This window comes from Limisphaera sp. VF-2, assembly GCF_049537125.1.
Classification (GTDB): Bacteria; Verrucomicrobiota; Verrucomicrobiia; order Limisphaerales; family Limisphaeraceae; genus Limisphaera.
This window is the reverse complement of sequence record NZ_JBMVQY010000001.1, coordinates 670,469-696,993: the sequence shown is the minus strand read 5'-3', so window position 1 is coordinate 696,993 and position 26,525 is coordinate 670,469. Positions and strand designations below refer to the sequence as shown.

Below are 26,525 nucleotides of genomic sequence, written 5' to 3'. Positions count from 1 at the left end.
GGTGTGGAGGGGTGCCGGTCCGAGTCGGGCAACTTTCCCTCGGAGGTGCGAAAGGCACCCGCCAGTCCACCAGCTCGCAAAGACGGTAGAACGTGGGCGCGAGCTGAACGGGGTGGCCCCCAATGGGAGTCGGCTGATCCCCCGGAGCCACTCACGTTGCTGCGGGGGCTGTGCTCCCAAGTGGGGCATCTGTCTTCGGCGTCTTTGGTCCGCCGCCGGACAGCGGCGGCTACGACGCCCCCCAATCCGGAGGCGCCGACGGGAGTCGACGGAAGGCTCTCCCGCGGATCGGCCGCCACGTTGCTGCAGCGGCTACGGTACAGCAACGGCATTCGTGCTTGTCCGACGGCGACGTCGGGCAAACTCGGAGGCATCACCCATTGGTCCACAAGGTTCGAAAAGTTGTTTGCAAAAGCGACCGCGCATGGCGTCGATGTCCATGGATGTTTTTCTCGAGAAAAGCCTTGTTCAACAGCCTGCTGGAGGCATTCCCTGGGCTGCGACTCTGGGATGGCCACGGCTCTGCGCCTGGTCGCCTGGCCGGCGAAAGAATCGGGGCTGCGCCTCGGCGGCCGCACCCGGGCAGGGCGCGAATTGGTGAACCCGGGGACACAGCCTGTCACCGACCTGGGTGCCACAGATCGACGCCCTGCACAGGAGAATAGGTGGTTTCCAGGGACGTCCGCTCGGTATGTCCGTCCACAAACAGATAGTTGGCGCGCCCGGCATGTCGCTGGTGGGCCACCTCGACGGCATCTTCGGGACGCGCCCAAAAGTTGGGCATGAGATGATCCGCCTGTGACCGATTCTCTGCGAACAGGATGGTCCGAGAGGGCCGGGTAACGGAACCGAATCGACGCCAGGTTTGTGGTTTGCCTTCGTAGTCGTCCTCCGGACCGAGTTCAAAGTACACGTTGATTCCGTAACTCCAGGCGCCGACGCGGGAATCGGACGGGCAGTGATACACCGTGGCCAACAACTGCGTCCAGGATTCCGTGCTTCCTCCCAGATAGGGAGCCAATGCGCTTCCCCAAGGTCGCTCTTTGTGGGCGAAAGCAGAGTGCTGGCTCCGCGGCAGGAAATCGTCGTGATCGGTCGCATAGAGCCGTACGGCGATTCCGAGCTGACGGAGTTGCCCGGCGCAGACGACACCCTGAGCCCGGGCCCTGGCACGGGCCAGGGCGGGCAACAGGAGCGCCGCCAGCAGACTCACGATGGCCAGGACCACCAGAAGCTCGATGAGGGAAAAGGCGCGGGCGCCGGCGGGCCGGTGCCCGCGCCAACGACCCATTCCCAGGGACGGGCGCGTTTTCATGGAGCCGGTCGGAGCCGATAGAACCTTGCTGCGGCCCGAGGTTCCACCCACACGGCCAGGGAGTCACCCTGTTGCACCGGCTCAACCGGGACGGTCACCCAGGCGCCGGAGTTCAAATCATCCGTTTGTTCCAGCACCCACGCGCCCGGCTCGGCGGTCCAGCGCAGCTCCACTTTCAGGGCGATCGCCAACGCCGGTCGTCCGTCGGGCACGTTGGTCCATTCGAGTGTGAACGGTCCGGTCGAGGAATGAGGAACCGGCGTCCCGGTGGCCCGGTGGACGAGATAGGCCTCGAACACCGCACGATACCGGTTCGTGCCCGGCGGCGCGGTTACCGCAGGGTGGAACATCATCCCGTTCCACTCGAGGGCGTCGGGCGACCCGGCGGTGCCAAAGATCGGCTGCCATAATTTGGGCGCGGAACCGGAGTACCGATAAAATCCGAGCTCCGGCGGCCCCTCGAGCTTGCGAAGGTAAATCACGGTCCCGTCCGGCAGTGGATCCGTCATGGTGTCCATCACGAACCCATAGCGCCGGCTGAACGAGAGCCCGCGTCGCGTGGGATCCAGATCGTCGAACCACGGATCCGCGGGATCGAATCGGTCACCGGAGTGACTCACCAGAAGTGGCGTCAATTGTGGGATCTCGGTCGGCATGGTTACATGCAGATGGCCGTGTTCGGCATGGTACGAAATCATGGGCATAACCATGCTTCCTTGCATCGGAACGGTCGTCAGCACGGCGGCCGGGCTGTTGGTGGCCAAGAGCCCTGCAACGAGCACGGCGCCCGCCAGATTCCTCTCACGTCGAGACAAACGATTCAGCAGAAGGTCCAGTACACTTCGTTTCATGGCTCCGTTACGCGTTTCACGGGCAGGCCGATTTACTTCCATCGCCAAAAGCAGCTTTTGCACCCTGGAGGCCGGCTTGCGGTCCCTGGCCTGCCCGGTGTCAGGGGACCCGGGAGCCCGCTTCCAAGGCCTTCACTTCGGGGCCGTGGCAGCTCTGCCCGTTGTTCGGAGGGGTCGACATTCTGGATCGCTCTCGGTGCGGGTTAAATGCGGTCATCGGGCTTGTATTCCCCGTGACCGAAGCCCCCGCGTGCAGCGATCGCGGCTTTTGGGCGCATGCCCACGGTTGCCGGGCTGTCGGGCCGGAGATCATCCAGGGAACCGAGTGCCAGGTCCCCGACGCTTGCGATGATGGAGTTTTTCCCGCCTTCAGCCGCGGCGCGGGCGGGCAGCCATGCCCGCTTCGAACCCGGGCAGAAACCGCCTCAAGCGCGGCTCCGAGGTGGGGGGTGAGGAGGTTCCCAGGTCAGCGTTGGGGGAGTCGGAAGCTCGATCATCACCAGGGGAGCCACCGAGGGCGGCCAGCAGGCAGTGTGGGTCAGGCCGGGAACGGCCGGGTCGAGTTTGGAACCTGCAAACCAGGGGACGTGTTTCTCTTTGTCTCGCTGCTCGGCCTTGCTCTGCGCGATAACTTTGCAGAGCGAGCAGGGATGTCGGCCGTCGAAGGTCTTGGCAATGGCTTCGGCCAGTGAACCCTCCCGGCTGTAACGGACGAGCATCCCGGTCCAGGCCACGGTCTGAAGCAAAGCCCAGTGCAGACCCAGCGAGAGGGTCAGCACCAGACAAATCCCGATCTTCGACCGTATGCTCACGCGGCGAAATGCTAGCGCAGGACGCATACTTGTCAAAACTGCACGGACTCCGGAGCTCGGCCTTGCCGAGGGATCTTCGGCCCTTCGGATCACGGATGAAAAAGTGGAGACAGGTCGCGTAGCGAATGGTCTGCGAACCGGGTCGCCATGGCGGCTCCTGCGCGGGTGCCTGCGGAACGTGTTTTCCGAAGTCGGCTTTCCGGGGTGCGCGGGCTTTTGTCGGCCGACCGACCCAGGCATGGACATTGACCTGCATCAAGCTGCAGAGCGGGGACGCGTCGTACCATGGTGCCAACGAACTGACGGGGACGGGCCGAACACCGGCTGTGAAGATGCAAATACAGTCCGGGCCCGGTAGAGTCAGAGCTGCGTACCGGATGGATGCCCCGCCGGCGCTTTCGACGAGGCGCGTTGTCGCGACGCAAAAGGTTGCATCCCCGGAATCGGAAACAGAAGGCGCCGACATGGAGCGGATATGGCCATGAGGCTCGAATGGACAAAGCGGCCGTGGGTACAGCGGGCCTTGCGGGTCATGCTGTTGTTGATGGGCATTGCCAGTATGGTGGCCGGTATTTGGGGCGGCTTGTTGCGCGCCATGCTCCCGCTTCCGCTGCCCGTGAACCATGCGAACTGGCTGACCTTTCATGGACCGCTCATGGTGTGCGGTTTCCTCGGCACGCTCATCGGCTTGGAGCGTGCGGTGGGACTGCGTGCGGGTTGGGCGTATTTGTCTCCCTTGTTGTGCGGCCTGGGGGGCGTGCTGGTCGCGGCCGGGATGTTGGGAAGCGGCCCCCGCTGGACCCTGACCGTGGGCAGCCTAGTATTTGTGGCCGTAACCCTCCGCATTTATCGGATCCAGCCGGCCTGGTCGAACGCGCTGCAGGGATTGGGGGCGCTGGTGTGGCTGTGGGGGAACCTGCAATGGGCCCGGGGACGGGAGATTCCCCAGGTAGTGCTTTGCTGGCTGTTGTTTTTGTTGTGGACCATCACAGGCGAGCGGCTCGAACTGACGCGGTTCCAAAAGCCCGTCCGCGGAGCACGGGCGTTGCTGGGCTTCTTTGTGCTCGTGGCGCTGGCAGGTTTGGCGATGGGCAGCTGGGATGCTCGCGGGGGCGGGATCCTCCTCGGAGCGGCGGTTGCCGCCACGGCCCTGTGGTTGACGCGATTCGACCTGGCATGGCGCACGCTGCGGTTCCCGGGTTTACCCCGCTTCATGGCGGTGTGTTTGCTGACTGGTTACCTCTGGCTGTTCCTGGCCGGCGTCTGGATTGCGCGCGTATGGCCCCTGAGCAGCGGGGTTGCGTACGATGGTGCGTTGCATGCCTTCTTCGTGGGATTTGTCTTTTCGATGATCTTCGGCCACGCCCCGGTAATCTTTCCTTCAGTGCTCGGCTTGCCGGTCGTGTTTCGGGCCTGGAGCTATGCCCCGCTGGTCGTTCTCCATGGGTCCCTGGGGCTCCGATTGATGGCGGATGCCGCCGGTTGGGCTTCCGGCCGCGCATGGGGTGCGGCGGGCAACGCGGTGGCGATCGGTCTGTTTTTCCTCACGATGCTGGGGTCCCACGCTGTGGGTGCCACCCGGCCGGCCAGGTCGCCCCAACCCCGGGAAACTGTGACAAGCTGAACCTGCGTCCCGCCGCGGGGCCCGACCGGGCCGGCCCCCGAAGAAGCCCAGGGGGACGCAGGATTATTCTCGAAGCCGGGCTCGGGGAGGCGCTGCGCTGCCGCCCCACTCGCAGAAATCTCGACGCCGAGGGCCGCGTCGTCCTGCCCGTGCCCCCGAAGGCAGACTGCGGGAGGCTAGGAGCGGTTTCGCCTGGGAAGGCTCCGGGGGCCTTTCTCGAATCTCGATTTCAGGCCCGGGGGATGTGTGGAAGCGTCTTGTTCCGTCGCAGCCTCCAGGCCAGCGCGCCGACCCCAATGAGCGCCACGATCGAAGGCTCGGGTACGACCAGTGCGATTTGGCGAGCGCCGTGGTAATTGTAATCGATCATGTAACCCGGGGGCAAACCGCGCACGTCCACGAACCGGCCCCACAAGCTTTCGTAGGACGCGAAGATATACGCCTCGTCATCCACAGGCCTCCATTCCTGGATCTCCAGGGTGGCGGTGGGACCGAGCGTGAGCGAGCCCAACACCGTCAGCAGGTCGGTGAAGCCCGAACCCGTGCCGTCCACCTCAATGCGCAAGGTGCCTGAGAGTGCGACGTCCCCCCAAATGGTCAATGTGCCAAGGGAAAGTCCCGGAGAGAGTACCGAGTCGGACTCGACGAAGACGGTTCCCTCCAGAATCCCGGTGCCGCCCAACCGGGCGGGCTGACCGAACCCGCCGACTCGATATTCTCCGCCTCCCTGGTTGTGGCCCTCGATCAGGAGGCTGCCCTGTTCCACCCGGGTCGGTCCTTGATAGGCGTTCTCCGTAGAAGCAAGAACAAGCACTCCGGGGCCCTGCTGGACGAGACCTCCGCCTCCCTGGATGGGAAAGTCGAAGCGGACGTCGTCTGCCCGGTTAAAGGCGATCGTGGCTTCGGCTTCCACGGTCACGGGTGTGGCAATCCAGCCTGAAGTGCGACCGTTGCCGATCTGCAAGGTGCCCTGCCTCACGAGAGTGACCCCCTCGAAGGTGTGGTCCCCGGTGAGTGTCCAGGTGCCGGAGCCCACCTTGGACAAAGTGATACCCGCTCCGAGAATCCGGCCGGAATATTCCGTGCTGGTGTCATTGGCTCCGACGGCCAGACCGATCGGTCCGCGAAGCATCAGGTCGCGCTCGCCCTTGAGACCCCCGAGGACAAGCGTTTGGCCCGGGGACAAGTCCACGTCCAAGGTGCCTTTGTCGCCGGCTTTCATCTCCAGGGTGCTGTTCTGGAGGGCCCGGGCATGTTGAACCCACAAGGTTCCGCCGAGCAACCGGGTATCTCCCGTGAAGGTGTTCGATGCCGCCAGGGTGACCGTACCCTCGGTGCTCTTGAGCAGGTCGGCGGGACCGCCCAATGTGGCGCGGACGGTGCCGCTCCAGAATTCAAACCGGTTCGTGCCGTGCAACCGACCGTCTCCTTCGATGCGCGCGCCTCCGGCCAGGGTCACGGACCCGACCGTTTCCGAAAATCCGCCCAGGTCCAAGACTGCTGAAGGTCCCTGCAGGACGAGTGCTTCGCTGGCCAGCGCGTCATCCGTGGCGTAGCGCAGGGTGCCTTCGAGAATGGTGGTCGGCCCGGTGAAGGTGTTTTTGCCCGCCAGCACCAGCGTGCCGGGTCCCACCTTGGTCAAGCCGCCGGTGCCCACGACAGCGCCGGCGAAGTTGCCACCGCCAACCGTCAAGGTGCCGGACCCGAGCCAGACAAATCCGCCGTCGGCCCCGCCCCCGGAGAGCGAAGCAAGGGTTTGGTTGAAGCTCTGCAAATCGAGCGCTGCGCCGGGCTGGTTGGCCAACACCACTGAGGTCCCCGGAGGCAGAGCGTTGACCGTCCCGAGCTGCACGACGCCATCATGGATCAGGGTGGGGCCGGTGTACTGGTTGGCGCCTCGCAAGGTCAGCACCCCCGGACCCGTTTTGGCCAGACCGCCCGCTCCTGTGATGACACCGGAAAAGTCGCCGCCGCCCACCGTCAGCGTCGCTGTGCCCAGGGCAATCGTGCCGCCGCCGGCCAGCGATCCGATCGCTTGCGGGAACCCATCGAGATCCAGCGTGGTTCCCAGGACTTCGCCAAGCTCGACGGTGGTTCCCGGGGGCAGGGCATTCGTGGCACCCAGGCGGAGCACCCCGCCCTCGAGCCTGGTCGGGCCCGAATAGAGATTCTGCCCCCTGAGTACGAGCGTGCCCGGACTCGTCTTGGTGAGACCTCCGGTGCCCGTGATCACACCTGCAAAATCGCCGAGACCCACGGTGAGATTGGCCGTGCCGAGGAGAACATGGCCCCCGGCGGCTCCACCGCCGCTCAGTCCGTTCAGCGTTTGGTCGTTGTCGTTCAAATCGAGGTAGACGCCCGGCGTGTTGCCGAGCGAAACGCCGGCGGAGGAGGCGATGGCATTGGCAACGCCGAGCCGAAGGACGCCCTCTTGCACCGTGGTCAGTCCGGTATAGGTGTTCACCCCGCGCAGCAGAAGTGTGCCGGGGCCAGTCTTGATCAGGCTGCCCGATCCGGCAATCACGCCCGCAAAATCCCCGCCCCCCACCGTGAATGTGGCGGCGCCCAAGATCACTGTTCCTCCGGCCGGGCCGCCACCCCACAACGAGTCGACGGTTTGCGAGTACTGGTTCAACTGCAGCGCGGTCCCGGGGGCGTTGGACAGGACCAGGGTCGTGCCGGAAGGCAGAGCGCCCGCGGCGCCCAACAGCAGAGTGCCCTCCCCGACGATGGTGGGGCCGCCATATGCATTCGCCGCATTGAGAGCCACCGCACCGGGACCGGTTTTGATGATGCCCCCCGGGCCTGTGATGACGTTGTTGAAGGAAACAGCGCTGCTGTCGGTGTTGGCGGAGACCAGGCGTGCATCCCGATGCAATGTGATGATGCCCGTGAAGCTCGAAGACCCGGTGCTCTGGTGGCCGCCCAGCACGGCGCGGACCTCGTGGCCCGGGTAACTGCGCACGGTGATGTTCTGGCCAATCTCAACTCCGGCGGCGTCCGTGAGCAAGCGGGCCCAGGCACCGTCGACGACGGACGCGTCCCCGCCGACGTCGAGGCTCGAGCCGGTCAATGCATTGCTGTGGCGGACCAGCAGCGTGCCCTGGCGGAGATAGAACGAGCCGGAGACCATGGTGCTCGGAGCGTCGAGACGCACGGTTCCGGTGTCACTGGCGGTGGGATCGAGCGAGTCGATGACCGGTGCGTAGCCGCCGCGCAATCCCCGGGCCAGCACCACCGTGCTCCCGGAAGCTGTCATTATGGCTTGCTGCGGCTCCAGGAAGTGCACCCAGACATCCAGCAGGTTCAGGCCAACGCCACGACTTACGATGGCCACGCCCGAGAAATAACGGCCGCTGTTGAAATACAGGGTGTTACTGGTTCCCGGCGTGTTCCGAATCCACCATCCGGCCGTATCGAATTCGAGCCTGCCAAGTCCACCTCCGAGGTTGCCCGCCACGTCCTGGTCCAGGAGCGGAGAGTTGTCCGCCGGCAACGTGTCAAAACGGGCCCGATCGGTTTCATCGTCCGGGATACCGGTCGCCCCGATCCAGTTGTCCGCCGAATGCCAGAGGAACCCGCCGGTCCCTGGATCCCAACGAAACTCGTTGGTGGCGCTCCACAGCGTGGCCGGCAGGCTCAAACATCCCCAGAAGATTCGCAGTAGGAGCGAGGTTTTCATCGTGGGATCCTCCGTGGTCCGAGTCTGGAAAGCGGGGCCGCTGGACGGGAGCAGTCGGTCGCTCCGACGGTGCGAGGGAAGGCGGGATCGGTTCCGGGTTGGTGCGTTCCTTCGTTTCCCCTGTCCGGACGAGCCCCCGATGATGGCTGAGCGGTTTCCATCGCCTGACCCCGGACCTTTCAGCTTGGTATTCGCAATGTGAATCGAACAGACAAAAATAGCAAGGAAAACTGTTCTACGGGCCGGCACCGCACGTGCCGCCCCGAGCATACCGGTTCCAAGGATGGAGAGTCGGGTAGCTCTGCCGGAATCTGCTTGGCGGATCCCGAACCCGGCGAGGTCGAACCGTGAGATCAGCTCGGGGGCCCCGAGGGACCCGTTCGGGAGGGGCGGCCATTCAGGTTGGAACTGAAAGACGAGCGGTGGTTGTGGCGGGCACCGTCGCGTTTGTGGCAGGTGAAGACCCGGGATCGGATGAGAACGGATACCCGGGAGCTTGCGTTGCCCGGTTCGTAGCCATGCTGGCCGGTTCCCGATGGGACAGGACCGGTACCCACCCTGCGTGCTCAAGTGCGGCCCACTACAATCCTCCCCGGGAGAGAGCTCGGGCAGTTCAGGAGACACGGGAAAGCCGTGCAGGGACGGCTTTGACGCCACGGGCCCGGGCCATGATTTGCCTCGGGAATTCGCTGGGAGGGACCACCGTACGTGCGCAATTCACAGCAACCAAGGCTGGCGGGTCATGGATCGACTCGATGCTGTTGGAGAGAGCCGACCGGACGTATGAGAGGGGCCGAGCGCTACGCGCTCGACAGGGACGTGGTGGACGGATCTTCGGGCTCGGCGAGTTGACGGAGTGGAACGGGCCGACGTTGCGAAGCGACGTGAGGTCGATCCGGTGGAGATCCGACTGCCTGGCAAACCCCGGCGTTGCGGCTGCCCATCGACTTTCTGCGGTGGACAGGTTTCGGGCTTCCAAGGGCGCGGCGCTGGGGGCCGTGGAATCTCCCGGCTCCTGCCCTGGGGACTCTCTGGAACCGGCCGGAGAGAACAGGCAGAAGGGCAGGCCTGCCATGGAAGGGCTCGAGAGCCGGATTAGAGGAGTTCAATGAGGTAGAAGCCCCCCGCCCGGCCAGGGTCCATGGGAACGTCGAGCTCAAAAGCGGCCGCTTGCGGAAAGGCATTGGTCAGGATCGGCGTCCACTGCGAGAAGGACGTATGAAGTTCCGGGCTGTAGCGCACGCGGTAAAGGGCACGAGGAATGTGACCTTCGCCGCGCAGACGCAGTCGATCGCTTTGGAGCAGGATCTGTTGAAAGGCGGGCCGGGGCACAAGTTCCGGCGGTACGGTGAGCAGGAGTTGGGGGCGCAGGAGGGGCTCGGGGTATTCGGAGGCGGCGTAGTCGGCATAACCGGTCGGGCCCGCGTCTTGGAGAGCCGCGATCTGGAATGCGAGCGACCGTGAGCGGCTCCACGCGCCCTGCACCCACGGGGTCAGACCCAACAAGACCGTTTGGCGCGGCTGCGGCAACCACGTGGCGATGCGGGAAGCTGCGGTCGGGCGGGTTTGCCAGGTGAGGCCGGCCGCGGGCCAGGTTTCTTCGGGAACCGGGGCCAGGGCATGTTCGACAGCGGTGCCAACGGTCAGCGGCGTCAATTGAAGGGCGGCGTGAAGCAGGTCGGGTGCCGGCGGGGCCGGGAGTTCGGGCAGCTGCCACCGAAGGTAAGCGAGACGCGTATAGCCGGGCGTGCGGTCGAGTTTGACCGCCAGCAGCGGCTCGGCGCCGAAGTGGAAGGTGGCAAAGGTTCCATCCCGAACATGGGCGTCCTGTTCCGGCAGGATGCGGAGGGTGACGGCACCGGCGGCAGCGGACAGGTGGAGTTCGAGCAGGGCCCAGTCCACGCCCCAGTCACCCTGCAAGGCCAGGTTCAGTTGCCCGTCCCTCAGTGTGTCGAGGGCCCCATCGAGGTCTACGAGATAGACCCGGGCACCATTCGTTTCGACGGGGCCGGGGATGAGCGAAGGGCCGGGCACGGCCCGCTCCAGTTGGTCGAGGTAAAGCTGTGGGGGCGGGCGGTTGGAGGTGGCGGGCTTGAGGCACAATTGGAGGGCTGCGGCGTGGACGACCCGACCGCGATCCAGGGCGAAGTGGAACGTGAACGCCAGCCATTGGGAGAGCCCCACAGTGTTGAAGGTGTTCCGGGGCTCTGCTCCGGCACGCGCGCGCACTGACGTCCGCCAGGCCGGATCGACCTCCACGATTTCGATCGCGTTGTCCGGCCCCCCGAATGCATCCCGCTGTCCGAGCCAGTATTCCCGGACCTGCACGTTGGGGGCGGACAGGCGGTTTTGCAGCTGGGCATAATACAGGCTTTGCGGAAAAACGTTGGAGCCGTGGCGGTCATACGTGCCGGGGTCGTGAGGGCCCACGTAGACAGTGCCGGTGCGCAGGTTGCCCACGGAACCGATGAGCCAGTTGCGGGCACCGGGCGGGTTTTGAACGACGAAGTTGCGGGCGCGGCAATTCCAGACGACGCAGTTGGCTCCGGCCCATCCATGGCCGCTGCCGAGATTGCCGCGGTTTTGCACGTTCAGGTCATGTCCCTCCACCTGAACGTTGTCCCAAAGCGCGCCTGTGGCCCATCGATGATGGGGGCCGGCGTCGGACAATGCATTCTCGCTGCGCCCGTCGACGAACACATTGGGGCCGGCGGTGAGGGACTGGGTGACGAACTGGTGCCGGTCGCTGCGCGTGACGCAATCGCGGACCAGGCACAGCTCGCAATCATCCATGACGAAGGCGTACCGTCGGCCCCCGGTGACCTGGGAAACGGGGTCCAGGCTGGTACAGTGACTGACGGTGACATGTCGGGCCCCCCGTCCCAAACTCACGGCGGCGAAGCCGAAATGTCGTGCGGTCACGCGCCGCACCCACGCATGCTCCACGGCCTGGAGGTGAATGAACGTCCAGGCATGATCCTCGTCTTCCGGGCCGGCGAAGTCAGAAATGCCTTCGAGGTCTTCAATCCCGACGTGTTGGATGCGGCCCGGCCACGAGTACAGTCGGAGGGTGCCGCCCGCGTACCGCTGCTCGATGGCGCAGGGGAGGGGAGCATCCAACACCACGGAGCGGCCCTCGATCGCAACAATGCCCCGGTCCAGGTCCATGTGGTACCCGGCCGGCGTCCATGGGTTCACGTCGGGCGGACAACACAGCAGGTCCATGCCAAGGTCATGGATCCATGTGTCGGTGGCGATGCGACGGATCAAAACCCTGTCTCCGACGGAGAGCCCGCGGGTGTGTTCGAGTTCAAGGCTGCGTGCACCCACGGGAACATAGGTGTCGGTCAGCAAACGCGTGCTTTCCGGGATGGTTTGGGGCGAGCCGCTGCCGGTTACCACGATCAGTGTGCGCTGGCCCGGGCCAGTGGCCCGGAGAACGGTGTCGTTGGTCCCCTGGCCCGCCCCCCGGAGCACGACACCGCTGGCGGTGATGGTGATCTGGTTGGAGATCTGGAACTCGCCGGCGGCCAGATAGACGGCGCCGCGGAAGCCGTCGGCACCCAGCGGCAGACGCTGGACCTGGTCAATGGCGCTCTGAATGCGCGCAGTGTCGTCTCCGGGGCCCGGGACGACCGTGACGCGGACGGGCACCTCGGGCGGCTCTTGAGCTCCGCCCCGATAGCCGACGACGGAGAAGTCGGGAATGCGGTTGCCAAGGGGGTCGGCCAGCATCCAGACCCGGCCACGGGGACTGACGTGGACCCAGGAACTTTGAGGGGGTGTGTCCTGGCCAGGGGCAATGCCCGTCCAAAGGCCGAAAAGAACCCCCGGGATGAGCCTCCCAAGCCTGGAGCAGAGCCGAGAGCGGAGCAGGCCGAAGCGATCGAGCAGTGCAAAAAGGGTCGGCGATGCTGATGCTGTGCAGTTCCGACCCGCGGCCGGCGCGCGTCGGGTTCGCTCTGAGGGGCCTGTCTTCACCATGCCTTGTGGTCTGTTCTCGGCTCAATTGTGGCGGGATTGTCCCGGTCCAGCCATCCGGCGTTTGTTGGAGGGACCTTGTCGGGGTGTGGGGAGGAGCGCATCCGGGCGTGCCAAACCCGGGCACCCGCGGGGGCACGGCGCGGGCTGCCACTCCGGGCAGGGCCCGGGGCTGATTGACGCCTTCCCTGTCGCCCGGGCCCGGTGCACGGAAGTGCGCGTCTGGCGAAGACGCCTGTGACGAGTCCAACGGGCGACAATGGGCCGACGCCGTGGGGCGTTCAGGAACGCCCGGCGTTTGCCTGGCGCAATTCCTGCCGCAATGCTTCGATCATGGCCTCGAGACGACGGCCATACTCGATGAAGTTACGTCGCAGGGCCTCGTCGTTGGCGGCTGCCGCGGTGGGATCGTGGAACACGACAACCATGTGCGGCTCGATGCTGATTCCGGCGTCATAACCGCGGGCCAGGGCGTCTTTCAGAATGTCGCGGACGCGTCCCTGACCTTCGCCCGGCCAATGGTAGGTGGCTTCGTTGCGCTCCGGCACCCAAGTGGCATCCTTGACGTGGATGTGCACCACGTGGTCGCGGATGTGTTCCCAGAACTCCCACGGGTCCTGTCGCGGCCAGGGTCTGGCCTTGGAGCGGTCGGGGTTGAGGATGGGGTTGGCGGTGTCGAAGACCCATTTCAGTCCCGGGCATTTGTCCAGCAATTCCAGCGCGTGTTGCCAGCTCATGCCGCCGTAGTTCATGCAGTTTTCGTGGACGGGCTGCAGCCCCTGGTCGAGAAACATCTGGGTGACTTCGCGCACGCGCTCGAAGACCTTGGTGGGGATCTTGTACTCGTCGTCGCCGGGCTTGAAGCTCATGATGCGGATGTAGCGGGCGCCGACGCGTTTCATGCGCGGAATGGCGCGGCGCACCTCGGCCAGGGTCACCTCGTACGGCGTGTCGATGGTTTTGGCCCAGTTCATGATGGTGGACCCGAAGCAGTATGGCTGGATGCCGGCCTTTTCGAGCTGGGCCACGGCCGCGTCGAAGGCCGGGTCGGGGATGTCGTGGAAGTTGCCCTTGGGGTATCCGGCCACCTCCACGGTACGGGGCTCGATGAAGGTCCATCCGAGTTCGCGCAGGGCGGCGATCTGACTCTCGATGCGCACGCCCGCCTCGTCACCAATTCCCATGAGTTTCATGGCTCTGTTGCACAGGGGTTGCGGCAGCGGTCTCGGCGACCCCGTGGGAGCACCATGCGGGCCGCGCACCGCCGCGCGGGTTCAACGTCGAAAGGATGCGGTAAAATCGGCGGCCTCGACCTGCACGACCCTCTTCTCCTTTTTGGACTGGGCGATCAATTCCCGGAGTTTGGCTTCCCAGGCGGCGCCGTCCATGGGCAGGTCGAGCGTTCGATCCAGCAGGGCGGAGAACACGATGGCATTGGCCAGCTCGACCGAATGGATGCCCTCGGGGCCCGGGGCGATGAGGGGTTCCCCGTCCAGGATGGCATTGACGAAGTTCTGGACCATGATGGCATGGGGCAGCACGGCGTCCGTGAAGGGGATTTCGACATTCCAGACGTCCGGTCGTGCAAACGCTTGTTTGGCGGTGCGACTGAACTCGATCATGTCCACTTCGTTGCGGGTGAAAAACAGACGGTTGTTCTCCAGAACCACCTTGCCCCGCGTACCTGCAATTTCCAGCCGGTTGGTGCCGGGGCTCTCGCCGGTGGACCCCAGGAAAACGCCGGTGGCACGGTTCGGCCACTCCAGATAGGCGGTGACGTTGTCCTCGACTTCGATGTCATGGTAGCGGCCGAATTGACAGAAGCCGCGGACGCGGCTCGGCATGCCGCAGAGCCACTGCAGGGTGTCCAGATTGTGAAGGCACTGGTTCAAGAGAACGCCCCCACCCTCGCCTTTCCAGGTGGCGCGCCAGCCGCCGCTGGCGAAATAGATCTCCGTCCGATACCAGTCGGTGTTGATCCAGTTGACGCGGACGATTTCTCCCAGCTCGCCGCTGGTGATGAGCCTGCGCAGTTTCTGGTAGCGCGGCTCGGTGCGGAGCTGGAACATGCCGGCGAAGACCAGGTTCGGATGTTGCCGGCTGGCGGCGATGAGGCGTTCGGCGTCGGCCTTGTGCGAAGAGATCGGTTTTTCGACCAGGATGTGAAGGCCGGCCTCCAGGGCGGCGATGCCAAGCGTGGTGTGCTGATAGTGGGGGGTGGCAATGAGGACCGCATCCACGCAGCCCGACCGGAACAGGGCTTCAGCATCCGTAAACCTCTGCAGCGCGCCATAACGGTCCAACGGAGCCACGGGATCGCACACCGCCACCAGTTCGCAGCGCTGGACCTTGCCCTGCAACAGATAGTCGGCATGGTAACGGCCGATGTTGCCCAATCCGATGATGCCCAACCGTACCTTCTCCATGTCGTGTACTGTAGGCCGGTGGGGCAACGAGCCCAAGCAAAAGCGTGGTCGGTGGGCCGGTCTGCCCCCAAAGAACAGGCTTGAGCTGCTGCCGCCAACCGGCCACTCTGACGCCGTTACAACCCCTGTCTCCGGATCGAGCTTGCGCGTGCCGATGTGGGACAGGCGTGCAGGAGCCGGGATGAAGCAAGAGTGACGCGGGCATGGTGGCGCAGCCCAGCAGCAACGAAGACCGGCGCCGGTTTGGGCCGCCCGATCGGGTGGGGGCCCTTGTAAGCGGTTTGGCTTTGGTGTTGGCGCTTGCCGCCGGGCTTTGGGCAGATCTTCGTCGTGCGCAGGTGGAAGGCGAGCTGCGTGAAGTGCAGCGCCTGGCACAACGCGTGCAGCTCTTCCAAACCCGGGTGGAGGCGGCCGGACGGGACCTGCTGCAGGGTGGGTCGCGTCCCGGGCCGGCGGTTTCCGAGGGGCCTGACTCGCAAGAGCTGGCGGCATTGCTGGCGCAATCGCAGGCGGACTCGAACTCGGACCCGGCGGTGCGGGAGCGACTGCGCGCCGCGCTGGAATTGATCCGGGAATGGATCGCCTCCCAGGCGCGAGTGCTGGCGACCGTGGAGGCCGAAGGCCCGGCGGCTCGCGCGCGGTACGCCGAATTCCATGGCGCTGCCGTGGAACGGTGGCAACGACTGCTGCCCGAGTTGCAGTCGTGGGAGCAGATTCACGCGGCCGCCCAAGAGGCAAGGCTCCGGCGCTTGCGATGGACGGGTTGGGGCGCGCTGGGATTGGCTGCCCTGGCGGCAGGAGGCCTTTGGTGGTCGGGGCAACGGGTGTCCCGACGCATCGGCCGGGCACTCACCGGTTGGGCGGAGGCAGTGGAGCAGGGGCAATGGCGCACGCCCTGGCCTGTCGTGGGCAACGGGCTCTGGGTGCGTGTGGGAGACCGGTTGACCCGCGCGGTGGGGCGCGCGGCTGAAATCCATGAAGCGGTTTGCGGCGCAGGCCGCCGGGTCAGGGATTTGCGTGAGGAATGCGGGCTGCGGCTCCGGGAACTGGAGGCCCAGACAGCGGAGGTCCGCACGCTGAACGGGCAGGCGCGGCGGACGCTGGAGGCCCTGGCGGCCGAGTTGAAAAGGTGGACTGAAGAACTGCAGGCCGCGGCGGAACCGGACAGCACACAGGCGGCTGTTGCCGCGCGCGCAGAGGCCCTTGGCGGAGACCGCGGGTTGCGGCGAGCCGGGGAAGACTGGATCCAGCTGCGCGGACGTCTGAACCGCCTGGTCCAGGCGGTCGAGTCGATGCAACGGGCCCTGGTGATGATCGCCAAGGCTGCTGACCAGTCCCAGTTACTGGCGGTCAATGCAGCCATCGAGGCGGAAAAGGCCGGTGAATATGGGCTGGGCTTTGCGGTCGTGGCGGCGGAGGTTCGGCGTCTGGCCGATCAAACGGCGGTGGCGGTGGGGGAAATCGAGCGGGCATTGCAGCAGGTGCGCGAGGACGCCGAAGCGGGGGCGCGGGCCTGCGAAAACGCGCTGCAGGCCGGCTTATCCGACCTGTCCGGACCGGACGCGGGCCGGACCATGCCCGACGATTCGGTTTCCCGCGCCGAAGCCGCAAAACGACTGCGGCAACGGGGACAGGAGGCGACTCTGCTGGCCGAGCGGTTGCGCGGGTTGGTCGAGCTGTGCGAACGCAGCACCGAAGCTTCGCAGCAGGCCGAACGGGCGGCCCGTGAAGCATGGCGCGTGGTGGGAGGGCTGGACGAGCTGGTCATGGTTTTGATCCGTTGTCCGAGCAGGGTCGACGAGCAGGAGGAGACAACAGGGACCCGGTGACGAGGTTTACCGGGGACGACCGGGGAGCGCGGGCGCTGGGCAGGTAGTGAAGCCTCCGCGCGAGGATCGGGAGTGGGCAGGCCCTGCGAGGGCGGGGAGTGCGCCATGGTGGGTTTGGAGTATCGGTTGGACGGGCACCGCTTTGTCGTCGAGGCAAAACGGATCGAGGGGGTGTTGCCCGGGTCGTGTCTGCTTCCGCAACCGGGGGCACCGGCGCCGTGGACGGGCTGGGTGCGTGTTCGCGACCGGTTTTGGCCGGTGGTGGACATGGGGGCCTGGTGGCTCGACCGTCCCACACCTGTGCGCTCGCGCTCGCGCATCCTGGTCGCACTGGTTCCAGACGGCACGGGTCGCGAGCACAGAGCGGGCTTTTTGGTGGACTGTGTTTGGGGCGTGATTCGGTGTCGGGCGGAAGATTTCGTCGAGCGGGACTCGGGTCGGAAGGATTGGCCCCTGGTGCCGCGGGTGGTGTTGGACGAACAGGGCTTGCTTCACTGGGTGCGTTGGGAAGAGCTTTGGGGCGCAGGGCTGGGGCATATGGTTCGCAGGGCCATTGAAGCCGGCCCGACTCTGAGGCCCCGCGCGTTGCGGATCGAACTCTGCACGCAACCGCTCCACGGAGGCCGATCGGGGCTGCCCCTTTGCCGCGGGCAAGGCGATTCCGCGCAGGTGGTCGCCGCGCAGGCTGTCAGCCTGCCCGGTTGTTGGCGGACGGAGGGCTCACTGGGCAGTGGCCAATGCCCGCAACTGGAACGCGTGCGGAACTGTACGGCCTGTGCGGTGTTTCAGGCGGCCGCCCAAGTGGTGTTGGATGCCCTGGCTCCGGCGGCGGAACCGGGGAGTTTCGAGGCGTGGCTGAGCCGGCCTTTGCGAGCCGGTCGCTCCCCCGCGACGGGCGTGGTGGTGTTTGCGTTGGACGGGGAATGGTGGGCCGTGCCTGCCCGGCATGTGGCCGAGATTACCGGGCCCCTGGCGATGCACCGGCTGCCCAGGTTGCGTCCGGGGGCGGTCTGCGGCCTGGTCCAATGGCGAGGGGCGGTGATCCCCTGCCTGTCGTTGCGATGGATGCTGGGTCGCGAGGATCCGGTGGTTCGTTGCGGCGGCGCGGCGGGCCCGTGGGTAATGATCGCGCAATCCGAGCGTGGCCCGTTCGCATGGCCCGTGGATCAGTTGGTGGACGTTGTGCGGGTGGGCATGGAGCAGATCCAAGAGGCGCCGGTCACATTGTCCGGTTCGATCGGGCGCTCCACTTGTGGCATGTTCCGCTACGCGGACCGGTGGGTGGGATTGTTGGACTGGGATCGGGCATCAGGGGAGCTGGAGATCGAATGGACTCAGGATCCACGAAGGCAGATTGGGCGATGAATCCCGAGGATCAGTCGCTGCTGGAACTGTTTGCCCGGGAAGCAGAGCCGCAGATGGCGCTGGTGGTGCAGCGTCTGTTGGAATTGGAGCAGGCCCCCGATTCCCAGCCGCTCGTGGACGAACTGTTACGAGCCTTGCATTCTCTGAAGGGAGCGGCGCGGGTCGTGGGATTGGATCCCATCGTGCGGGTGGTGCACGCCATGGAAGACTGTCTGGCTCTGGTGCGGGATCGGCGGTTGTCGGTGGGGTCGGGAGAAGTGGACGTGTTGCTGCGGGCGGCGGATGGCATCCAGGCCATGGCCCGGCAGGCGCCCAGGGATTTGGCGGCCTGGCTGGAAAGCCATCGTTCCGTGGTGCCGGACATTCTGGAAAGCCTGGCCCACCTGGTGGCGCAAGTGCGCGACCCGCTGAAGGTCCGCAAAACGGGCCCGCCCGGTGCCGGAGCGGCGGAGGCGGGCGCGGCGCAACCGCTGATGAGCGCCGGGACCGCCCCGATGCCGGCATCGTCTTCCCTGCCGCAACCCTCCTCGGAACCGGAGCCGGCGGGGATGGCCTGGAGCAAGCGCTGGGAGGCAGAGCGCCTCAATCGCCTGATGACTCTGGCCGGCCAGGCGCTTTCCGATGCTCGGTGGCTGGGACCGTTTGTCGACAAACTGCAGGCCTTGCGACGTCGTCACGCGGAGGGGGATCGTCTGCTCGGACAGTTGCGCGGTGCAGAACCGGGGACGGCGCCGAGCCCGGTCCCCGGGCTGGTGGAAGACCTGTCGAAGCTGTGGGCGGATTGCGCGGATTCTCTGGGATCGTGCTGCGAGGCCCTGCGGGAGCACGACCGCCGTACGGCGCAATGGTCGCACCGGTTGTACCTGGAGGTTTTGCTGGCCCGAGTGCGGCCTTTTGCCGAGGCGGTGCGCCGTCTGCCGCGGCTGGTTCGAGATCTGGCGCGCGCGACCGGCAAAGAGGTGCGCCTGGCGATCGAGGGACAAGGGACACGGATCGACTGCGAAATCCTGGAGCGCGTGGAACAGCTGCTGATGCACCTGGTGCGCAATGCAATCGACCATGGTTGCGAACTCCCCGAAGAGCGTCGGCGGGCGGGCAAACCGCTGCCGGCGGTCGTCCGTGTTGAAGCGGGTGTGGAGGCGCATGAGCTGTGGATCCGTGTGGCGGACGACGGGCGCGGAGTGGATCTGGCGCGATTGCGGGATTGCGTGGTTCGTTCGGGTCGCGCTTCGGCCGAGGCTCTGGCCCGGATGAACGAGGCTGCGCTGCTGGAGTTCTTGTTCGAGCCCGGGTTCAGCTTGAAGGAATGTGTGACCTCGGATTCCGGACGGGGCGTGGGCTTGGACGTGGTGCGCGAGGCCGTGCATGCGATGCGGGGACGCATCCAGGTGTTCACGCAGCCGGGTTGTGGCACGTGTTTTGAACTGCGCTTGCCGCTGACGTTGTCCGTGGTACGGACCCTGGTCGTGGAGGTGGCCACGGAAGTCTACGCGTTTCCGTTGGACCAGGTGGAACGCGTCACGCGGGTCATGCCGGAAGACGTGGACGGTCTGGGGGAACAGCCCTTCGTCCGGGTGCAGGGACAGACGGTGGCCCTGGTCAGCCTGGAAAGTCTCCTGGGATTGGAGCCGCGACTGTCCAGCGCCGGTCCCTGGTGGGCCGTGATGGTGCGAACCGCTCAGGGCATGTACGGCTGGTTGGTGGACCGGTGCCTGGGCGAGCGAGAACTTCTGCTGCAGCCCCTGGATCCCCGACTGGGTCGCTTTCCCGGGTTGAGCGGAACGGCGGTTCTGGAGGACGGCCGGCCCGTGGTGGTCCTGGCGCCGCTCGAATTGGCGGCGGCAACGCAGGGCGCCCGGAACTGGCGAATTGAAATGCGGCCGGCCCGTGCCGCCCACCCGCCCGCGGGACAACGGCGCATTCTGGCCGTGGACGATTCGGCCACGGCGCGAGAGATGACACGCCGTCTGTTGACGCAGCGCGGCTACCAGGCGGACGTGGCGGGGGACGGGTGGGAGGCCTGGCAGGCCCTCCACCAGCATCCTTATGACCTGGTCCTCACGGATTTGGAAATGCCCGGGCTGGACGGGCTCGAACTGATTCGACGAATCCGACGGGATCCGCGACTGCTGCATCTGCCGGTCATCTTGATGACGTGGCGGGCTGACGAGGCGGGCCGACGGCGAGGATACGAGGCCGGCGCCAACGTTTACGTCGTCAAAGACGGACAGGTGGCGTCCATGCTGATGGCTGCGGTGGAACGGTTGCTGGCCCCGTCCTGACGGTCTTCACCGCCTCCTGCGGCCCCGCGCTGAAACGCGCCCTGCGATCCGGGGACTTGGCCCGGCGGCGGATCCCTGCTACAAATTTTCTTCTGGCGTCCGATGTTTTCTTTGGTACATTCGCCCACCCTCCATGGGGCGGGGGCCCCGGTGGAGGAAGGAGTGAAGCGAATTCAACGGCTGGGTGTGTCCGAACCGTGACGGCGAAAAAGAAAACCACCAACAAGGCGGCTGCCACCGGGAAGGTCCGGGGGGCAGCCACGGCAGATGCCATTCTGGGAACGTCGCCGGCCCGTGGGGCCAGGGCGGCGATGCCGAAGATCAAACCGGAATGGATGAAGTATTATCAGCGCCTGTTGGACCTGCGGGAACAGCTCATCAAGCAACGGGACGGGTTGGCCAAGGAATCCGCCCAGGAGCTGCCCACCTACAGCCTGCACATGGCGGATACCGGCACGGACAACTTCGATCGGGACTTTGCCCTGAGCCTTTTGAGCTCCGACCAGGACGCCCTCTATGAGATCGAGGCGGCCCTCAAGCGCATCGAGAAGAACACCTACGGCATTTGCGAATTGACCGGCAAGCCGATCCCGAAGGCGCGGCTGGACGCGATCCCCTGGGCCCGCTACACTGTCGAGGCGCAGGCCCAGTTGGAGCGCGAAGGCATGGTCAAGCAACGTCGCCTGGCCTCCCTGGGCGCATTGGACCTGGTGGCCCCGACGGAGACGGAGAACTCCGAGGAAGAGGGCGAGGACAAGTTGAAAGAGAAGGAGTGAGCCATGCCCCGTGAGATTATCATTTTGGAGTGCACCGAGGCGGCCAAGGAAGGCAAGCCGCCCTCGCGCTATACCACCACGAAAAACAAGAAGACCAAGACCGAGCGGCTGGAGCTGAGGAAGTACAATCCGTTCCTCCGCCGTCACACCCTGCACCGCGAGATCAAGTAACCCGTATGCCTCGCAAAACCCATTTGGAATCCGAACGCCGGGTGGATCCCCGGACGCTGGCCTTGTTGCAGGAGCGCCGGCAGGCGCGGCCGAAGCCCAAGATCGACTTCACCATCGAGGCCCTGGACTACAAGAACGTCAACCTGCTGAAGCAATTCGTCACCGAGCAGGGTCGGATTCTCCCGCGCAAGTACACCGGTCTGCCGGCCCATTACCAGCGGCGGCTGGCCCGGGCCATCAAGCGCGCCCGGCAGATGCTGCTCATGCGTTGATCACCCCCGCCACCTCCGGATGCGACCACCCGGGGCGGGGAGGGAACAACGCATCGTGACGCGGCAGCGCAGCACTGCGGGGCGAGGCCCTGCCAAGCTGCGATCGCAGCGGCTTTCTCACGTCTTCCCCGCCACCAGGGGGACATGCTGATAACGCCGGCCAGGAAGTTTGGCGGTCGGCGGTTTCCTTCTGTTCCGGCAGATTCGCGCGGGTCGTTGCGGCCATGTCCGACGATCGGGTTTTCGGGCGGGAGTCGGCATGCATCAGCGCGGAGGCGTCCTTCAACCCCGACTTGTGATTCTTTCGCAGTAGCATCAGCGTCAGGACAGCGCCATCCGACTCGATCCCGCCTGAGCCGGTTTCTCCTCGCTCCGCCAAAAGGGGCAGATCTCGAGCGTCGGGGGCTGCGAGTGCACGGACCCGCCACCCCAAGGGACAACCTGTCTTTGTGAAGTGGATCAGGGCACCGGCGCCGGCCGGCCCCCACGTGCCCCCGGGCCCCCCTCTCGGATCGATTTCCACGAACCGGGGTCGCGGGCCTGGGTTCTTGCCAGCGTGCACTCGACAGTTCTGCCCCGGCTGTGCTCTGATCGCAGCGGGCAGGCGACCAGAACATGAAACCGACCTGTGTGGCCCCGTTCGAAATGACCGTGCGGGTGAAACCCGAGGACATCGATCCTCTGGGCCATGTGAACAACGTGGTGTACCTGCGGTGGGCGCAAGAGGTGGCCGTGGCCCATTGGCAGGCCCATGCGCCGGCAGAGGCACAAGCGCGGCTGGTCTGGGTGGTCTTGCGTCATGAGGTGGATTACAAACATCCGGCGCGACCGGGCGACACCGTCAAGCTGCGCACGTGGGTGGGGGCAGCGTCGCGATTTCGGTTTGAACGCTTCACAGAGATGACGCGGGCGCCGGACGGCAGGCTGCTCGCTCACGTCCGTACCTTGTGGTGCCCGTTGGACCGGGCAACCGGACGACTGGCCGAGGTGGGTTCCGAAGTCCGGAGTTTGTTCTCCACGGGGGCGGGTCCGGTCCGGGTGCAGCGCGAACCGGTGTGAACGGTCGGTGGTTGGAGGGGGGAGCCACACCGCGGGCCGGGCGAAGGAAAACGCCGCTGCCGGGCCCGGGGCGGCCGCTATGGCCCGGACTCGACCGTGGTGGCGACGGCCCCGGCGAGTTGCCGGGCCAGCTGGCGCACCGCGCAGAGGTCGAGTTTGCCACTGCCCAACAGGGGAAACGCCTCGACGCGATAAAACTGGTCGGGGCGGGGCTTCCACAGGTTGGGCAGGGCCTGCGTGGTGGCCAGCTCCTGCAAGCACGCCCGCAGCCGGGATTCCTCCAGGCGATGCAACACCACAAGTCGTTCACCGCGCGACTCGTCGGGGACACTGGTCACGACAAAGCAACGCTCGGTTGCACCGGCCAGTTCGTGCAAGACCTCCTCCACGCGCAGGTGCGGAACCATTTCACCCCCGATTTTGCTGAAACGTGCCAGCCGATCGGTCAAATACACGAACCCGTCCTCGTCCAACCGCGCGATGTCGGCCGTGACGTACCACCCGTCCCGAAAAGCCGCAGCGGTCAGGTCGGGCCGCTTCCAATAACCCTCCATCACGTTGGGGCCGCGGACCAGCAGCAGGCCGGGCTGGTTGGCGGGCAACGGCTCGAAACTGCCCGGATCCACCACGCGCACCGCCACCCCGGGCAGGGGCAGCCCCACGCTGCCGGGCTTGTGGCCCACTTGATGGAACCCCGGCGCCTGAAAGTCGGGCACGTTCACCGAGACCACCGGACCGCATTCGGTGCAGCCGTACCCCTCGAGGGGTTGGACGCCGAAGGCTTCTGTGAAAGCACGCGCCAGCCGCGCCGGCAGTTTTTCCGCGCCGGTGACCACCAACCGCAAGGTTTGAAAATCCGCGGGGTTCACACCCCGCAGGTAGAACTGCAAAAAGGTGGGCGTGGCGATCAGCAACGTGAGCTGCCAGCGCCGGACCAGCTCCCCGATCGCCCTGGCGTCGACGGGATTCGGATGAAACACCACCGGCACGCCCAGGAGCGCGGGGAGGGTCAGCCCCACGGTGAAGCCGAAGGAGTGAAAGAAAGGCAGGATTCCCAGCAGCCGATCGTTTCGATCCAGCGCGATCACCCGGGCCACCTGCTCGATATTGGCAAGGATGTTCGCCTGAGACAGCACCGCGGCCTTGGGTTCGCCCGTGGAGCCGGAGGAGAAAACGAGCGTGGCCATGCGCCGGGTCGCCGTGGATGTCCGCGGAAGCACCGGTTTCCCGCCCAGCCACCGTTCCAGCATCCTTGCCGGGAAAAACCACGCTGCGACCGCGGCGAGCATTTTTTCCCAGGGTCGGATCCCCGCCAGCACGGATTCCAGGCACACCACCGGCACGGAGAGTTGCACGGGCATTTTCTGGAGAAACCGCTCCGAGCTGATGACGAACCGCAGGCCCGCCTGCTGGACGCACGCGGCCAGCGTGTCGGCGGCCAGCGTGTAATTCAAGTGAACCGGGACCTTGCCCGCCAGGACCAGCGCCCAATGGACAAGGGCCGCGGGCACGCAGGGTGGCAGCAACACGCCGACCCGCTCCTGGCTGCCCCAGTGCCGGCGAAGACGCCGCGCCACGAGCACGGCCCCCGTCACGACACGTGCACAGCTCAGCGACCCGCTGCGTTCGTCTGCCATGGCCAATCGCCACGGATGCCGCCGCGCCCGGGCCAGGAAACGTTGCGAGAGAGACGACCCGTGTCGAAACCGCCACTGCCATGCCTCTGCCCAGGCTTCTTGCACGGCCAGCCGCACTTGAAAGGCTGTGGCATGGCCGGGTAATGGGCGACCGAACACAATCGTGACCGGCTGGAGGAGCCGACGCGGCCACTTCACCTCGGTGCGCCGGCGCTGGAAGCTGAACGGGCTCCCCCAAACGCCCTCGAGGGCCACGGGCAGAATCGGTGCGTCCAACCCTTCCATGATTTTTTCCAGACCTCTTCGGAACGGCAGCAAGTGGCCCGTCCGCGTCATCTGTCCCTCGGGAAAAATGCAGACCAGTTCCCCCGCACGAATGGCCGCTCGCGCCTGCTCGAGCGATGCTCGAAGTGCGCGGGGGCCCAACTGCGGTGCAACCGGAATGACCCCCAAAGCCCGGGCCCAAAACTTCAGCCAGGGCTGTTCGTAGTGCCCATGATACATCAGGAAGCGAATCGGCCGTCCCACCGCGGCCCGCAGCAGCATCCAGTCCACCAGCGATTGATGATTCGAGGCCAACAGGGCCCCGCCTGTCTGGGGCACGTTCGCCCGGCCGAGGACGTGAACCGGATGCAGGGTGTGCACCAGAATCTTCTCCGCCAGTCGAATGAAGCTTTCCGGCATGGCCCAGACGAAGGCCGCCAGCCCCGCAAAACTCAGGGTGGCGCCGACCAGGAAGACGCCGCGCGGCCCGAGTCCCAGACCCGCGGTGAGCACGTAGTACAGCGGGCCGCCGGCCAGGACGATGCCCGCCCAACTCAGCAGGGCTGAAACCGCCAGCACGCCCCCCGCCGCTCCGGCACCGGACGCGCCTGCAACAACGCGTTCAGGGGAACCACGTACAAGCCCCCGGCGAATCCGAGCCCTCCCACGGCCGCCACCGCACCGTAAAAACTCAGATCGGACATGCCCAGCACGGCGCCCAAAGCAGCCAGGCCCAGTGCGCCCACGGGCACCAGCGCCAGTTCGATGCGCCGCCCCGACACGTATCCCGCGGCCGCGCTGCCCAGGCCGATGCCCAGGGCCAGACCGGCCTGCAACAAGCTGGTGTGCCATTCCGTTCCCCGCAGCACGTCCCGACAGTAAAAGATGAGTGCCGGTTGGAGCAGGGCCCCCAGAAACCACAAGTAATCCACCGCCAGCACACAGCTCAGTAACACCCGGTCCTTTCGCAACCATCGCCATTGCTGGAAGAACTCACTCCACGGATTCCACTGCAGCGGGCGTTCCGGGGCTGCCGCGGGCAGACGGCGAATCCCCAGACTGGCCACGGTCCCCACCGTGGCCAGCCCGACCAGGAGCCACCCGGACGCCGCCTGGTGCGTGCCCCAAAGGCTCATGAGCCCGCCCGCGGCCATCGTGCCCAGGATGATCGCCAAGAAGGTTCCCAACCCGAGCCATCCGTTGCCCCAGGAGAGTCGGGACTCGGGCAGCAGCTCGGGCAGCAGACCGTACTTGGTGGGGCCGAACAAGGCGCTCTGCGTGCTCATGAGAAAGACCGCCACCAGCATGAGCGGAATCGAAACCCAGCTCAGCGCCGCAGTGGCCAGCAGCATGACCCCGATTTCGGCCACTTTCACGCCCACGCAGACCGTCCGCTTGCTGAACCGGTCGGCCAACCACCCGCCGAGCATCGAGAACACCAGGAACGGCACGGCAAACAGGGCATTCACCAGGGGCACGAACGCCTGTTCCCGGGCCTGCGACAGCCCCATCCCCAGCGCCAGATACAGAACCAGGAACTTGTGCAGATTGTCGCTGAAAGCGCCTTGGAACTGCGCGATCCAGAGGCAAATGAAACTGCGGCGATCCTCTTGGGGACCCACGGAGGAAGAAGGCGACGCCAACGGGCTCGGGGGGTTCATGAGACCAGGGCTTCGGCGCCGGTGTTCCGGGTGCAGCAGCCCGTCTCCGGGACGTGCCGAGGGAAAGCCCGGCGAGGAGGCCGACGACTCCGGCCGTCCGGCGACGCTCCCGTTGGGGCTTTGACCACGCCTTTCATAGGGAGTTGTCGCCGCATACATTAGCCCAGGCCGGGGCGTTTGGAAACCCCGGAGGGCTGTTGTACCTCGAAAAAAGCAGGTTCTCCAACTGCCGCCAGCTCCCGGCATGAGCCGGCGCAGCATGCGGAGGCCGCGTCGCGGCGCCCCCGGTGCCGGGCTCGGAGCTCAAGGACGCTGCTGTTGGATGGTGGGCTCTCCGCCGGGGTTCGCCAGGACGCCGGAAGACGCCTGCCACCTCGAGTCCGTTGCGGAATTCGAGCTCTCCACTCAACCCCGGACGATCCCGCGGCCAACCGGCTCGCCCCCGGAGGTGCACGCTCGGGCTTTGCACGTGGTCGAGCGCGCCCCAAAGACGCCGGCCCTCGCAGGTGGTCGCAGGA

At 66.0% G+C, this 26,525-nt stretch carries 17 protein-coding genes; 8 read left to right on the top strand and 9 right to left on the bottom strand.

What is annotated here, in order from left to right:
• Window positions 1–619: 619 nt before the first annotated feature.
• The 3 genes from ACPDIT_RS02475 to ACPDIT_RS02465 form a co-directional block, all read right to left on the bottom strand.
• The gene (locus ACPDIT_RS02475; RefSeq protein WP_423441239.1) at window positions 620–1,315 is read right to left on the bottom strand and encodes a prepilin-type N-terminal cleavage/methylation domain-containing protein; all 696 of its coding nucleotides are present in this window, start codon (window positions 1,313–1,315) and stop codon (window positions 620–622) included.
• Window positions 1,312–2,166 (bottom strand): hypothetical protein, encoded by an 855-nt coding sequence (locus ACPDIT_RS02470; protein ID WP_423441237.1) that lies wholly within the window; start codon window positions 2,164–2,166, stop codon window positions 1,312–1,314. Before ACPDIT_RS02470 ends, ACPDIT_RS02475 begins: the two co-directional genes overlap by 4 nt.
• Window positions 2,167–2,591: 425 nt before the next feature.
• Complete coding sequence (locus tag ACPDIT_RS02465; RefSeq protein WP_423441236.1) at window positions 2,592–2,978, bottom strand: hypothetical protein; 387 nt, start codon at window positions 2,976–2,978, stop codon at window positions 2,592–2,594.
• A gap of 481 nt (window positions 2,979–3,459) precedes the next feature.
• Here ACPDIT_RS02465 and ACPDIT_RS02460 point away from each other — a divergent pair, with 481 nt between their 5' ends.
• On the top strand, window positions 3,460–4,602 hold the full coding sequence (locus tag ACPDIT_RS02460; RefSeq protein ID WP_423441234.1) for a hypothetical protein: 1,143 nt from the start codon (window positions 3,460–3,462) through the stop codon (window positions 4,600–4,602).
• A gap of 229 nt (window positions 4,603–4,831) precedes the next feature.
• Here ACPDIT_RS02460 and ACPDIT_RS02455 read toward each other — a convergent pair whose 3' ends face one another.
• From ACPDIT_RS02455 to ACPDIT_RS02440, 4 genes are all read right to left on the bottom strand, one after another.
• Window positions 4,832–8,284, bottom strand: coding sequence for an autotransporter-associated beta strand repeat-containing protein (locus ACPDIT_RS02455; RefSeq protein WP_423441232.1), 3,453 nt, complete (start codon window positions 8,282–8,284; stop codon window positions 4,832–4,834).
• 1,095 nt (window positions 8,285–9,379) lie between these two features.
• A complete protein-coding gene (locus ACPDIT_RS02450; protein ID WP_423441231.1) occupies window positions 9,380–12,019 on the bottom strand; it encodes a DUF7594 domain-containing protein in 2,640 nt (879 codons plus the stop codon).
• A 527-nt stretch (window positions 12,020–12,546) separates the two neighbouring features.
• Entirely contained in the window at window positions 12,547–13,458 is a 912-nt protein-coding gene (locus ACPDIT_RS02445) for a sugar phosphate isomerase/epimerase family protein (protein WP_423441229.1), read from the bottom strand.
• A gap of 81 nt (window positions 13,459–13,539) precedes the next feature.
• Complete coding sequence (locus ACPDIT_RS02440; protein WP_423441227.1) at window positions 13,540–14,691, bottom strand: Gfo/Idh/MocA family protein; 1,152 nt, start codon at window positions 14,689–14,691, stop codon at window positions 13,540–13,542.
• Between the two features lie 203 nt (window positions 14,692–14,894).
• On the opposite strand from ACPDIT_RS02440, the gene ACPDIT_RS02435 reads away from it, so the two are divergent.
• The 7 genes from ACPDIT_RS02435 to ACPDIT_RS02405 all read left to right on the top strand — a co-directional run bounded on the left by ACPDIT_RS02435 (window position 14,895) and on the right by ACPDIT_RS02405 (window position 22,445).
• Window positions 14,895–16,520: a methyl-accepting chemotaxis protein gene (locus ACPDIT_RS02435; protein WP_423441225.1), complete on the top strand. Its 1,626-nt coding sequence runs from the start codon at window positions 14,895–14,897 to the stop codon at window positions 16,518–16,520.
• Window positions 16,521–16,625: 105 nt separating this feature from the next.
• Complete coding sequence (locus ACPDIT_RS02430; RefSeq protein WP_423441223.1) at window positions 16,626–17,885, top strand: chemotaxis protein CheW; 1,260 nt, start codon at window positions 16,626–16,628, stop codon at window positions 17,883–17,885.
• Entirely contained in the window at window positions 17,882–20,167 is a 2,286-nt protein-coding gene (locus ACPDIT_RS02425; RefSeq protein WP_423441221.1) for a hybrid sensor histidine kinase/response regulator, read from the top strand. Before ACPDIT_RS02430 ends, ACPDIT_RS02425 begins: the two co-directional genes overlap by 4 nt.
• 311 nt (window positions 20,168–20,478) lie before the next feature.
• Complete coding sequence (locus tag ACPDIT_RS02420; protein WP_423441219.1) at window positions 20,479–20,943, top strand: TraR/DksA family transcriptional regulator; 465 nt, start codon at window positions 20,479–20,481, stop codon at window positions 20,941–20,943.
• Window positions 20,944–20,946: 3 nt separating this feature from the next.
• Window positions 20,947–21,114 (top strand): 50S ribosomal protein L33, encoded by a 168-nt coding sequence (rpmG, locus tag ACPDIT_RS02415; RefSeq protein ID WP_423441218.1) that lies wholly within the window; start codon window positions 20,947–20,949, stop codon window positions 21,112–21,114.
• 5 nt (window positions 21,115–21,119) lie between these two features.
• On the top strand, window positions 21,120–21,386 hold the full coding sequence (rpsR, locus tag ACPDIT_RS02410; RefSeq protein ID WP_423441216.1) for a 30S ribosomal protein S18: 267 nt from the start codon (window positions 21,120–21,122) through the stop codon (window positions 21,384–21,386).
• Window positions 21,387–22,001: 615 nt separating this feature from the next.
• Complete coding sequence (locus tag ACPDIT_RS02405) at window positions 22,002–22,445, top strand: acyl-CoA thioesterase (protein WP_423441214.1); 444 nt, start codon at window positions 22,002–22,004, stop codon at window positions 22,443–22,445.
• A gap of 77 nt (window positions 22,446–22,522) precedes the next feature.
• Here the strand turns inward: ACPDIT_RS02405 and ACPDIT_RS02400 are convergent, their stop codons facing one another.
• Complete coding sequence (locus tag ACPDIT_RS02400; protein ID WP_423441212.1) at window positions 22,523–24,925, bottom strand: AMP-binding protein; 2,403 nt, start codon at window positions 24,923–24,925, stop codon at window positions 22,523–22,525.
• Window positions 24,901–26,007 (bottom strand): MFS transporter, encoded by a 1,107-nt coding sequence (locus ACPDIT_RS02395; RefSeq protein ID WP_423441210.1) that lies wholly within the window; start codon window positions 26,005–26,007, stop codon window positions 24,901–24,903. The genes ACPDIT_RS02400 and ACPDIT_RS02395 overlap by 25 nt, the downstream gene beginning before the upstream one ends.
• Window positions 26,008–26,525 lie beyond the last annotated feature (518 nt).

Bases quoted from the DNA above. Each gene is read 5' to 3' on its own strand.
- ACPDIT_RS02475 (WP_423441239.1), bottom strand. From the start codon at position 1,315: ATGAAAACGCGCCCGTCCCTGGGAATGGGTCGTTGGCGCGGGCACCGG.
- ACPDIT_RS02470 (WP_423441237.1), bottom strand. From the start codon at position 2,166: ATGAAACGAAGTGTACTGGACCTTCTGCTGAATCGTTTGTCTCGACGT.
- ACPDIT_RS02460 (WP_423441234.1), top strand. From the start codon at position 3,460: ATGAGGCTCGAATGGACAAAGCGGCCGTGGGTACAGCGGGCCTTGCGG.
- ACPDIT_RS02455 (WP_423441232.1), bottom strand. From the start codon at position 8,284: ATGAAAACCTCGCTCCTACTGCGAATCTTCTGGGGATGTTTGAGCCTG.
- ACPDIT_RS02450 (WP_423441231.1), bottom strand. From the start codon at position 12,019: ATGCTGGCCGACCCCCTTGGCAACCGCATTCCCGACTTCTCCGTCGTC.
- ACPDIT_RS02445 (WP_423441229.1), bottom strand. From the start codon at position 13,458: ATGAAACTCATGGGAATTGGTGACGAGGCGGGCGTGCGCATCGAGAGT.
- ACPDIT_RS02440 (WP_423441227.1), bottom strand. From the start codon at position 14,691: ATGGAGAAGGTACGGTTGGGCATCATCGGATTGGGCAACATCGGCCGT.
- ACPDIT_RS02435 (WP_423441225.1), top strand. From the start codon at position 14,895: ATGGTGGCGCAGCCCAGCAGCAACGAAGACCGGCGCCGGTTTGGGCCG.
- ACPDIT_RS02430 (WP_423441223.1), top strand. From the start codon at position 16,626: ATGGTGGGTTTGGAGTATCGGTTGGACGGGCACCGCTTTGTCGTCGAG.
- ACPDIT_RS02425 (WP_423441221.1), top strand. From the start codon at position 17,882: ATGAATCCCGAGGATCAGTCGCTGCTGGAACTGTTTGCCCGGGAAGCA.
- ACPDIT_RS02420 (WP_423441219.1), top strand. From the start codon at position 20,479: ATGCCGAAGATCAAACCGGAATGGATGAAGTATTATCAGCGCCTGTTG.
- rpmG (WP_423441218.1), top strand. From the start codon at position 20,947: ATGCCCCGTGAGATTATCATTTTGGAGTGCACCGAGGCGGCCAAGGAA.
- rpsR (WP_423441216.1), top strand. From the start codon at position 21,120: ATGCCTCGCAAAACCCATTTGGAATCCGAACGCCGGGTGGATCCCCGG.
- ACPDIT_RS02405 (WP_423441214.1), top strand. From the start codon at position 22,002: ATGAAACCGACCTGTGTGGCCCCGTTCGAAATGACCGTGCGGGTGAAA.
- ACPDIT_RS02395 (WP_423441210.1), bottom strand. From the start codon at position 26,007: ATGAACCCCCCGAGCCCGTTGGCGTCGCCTTCTTCCTCCGTGGGTCCC.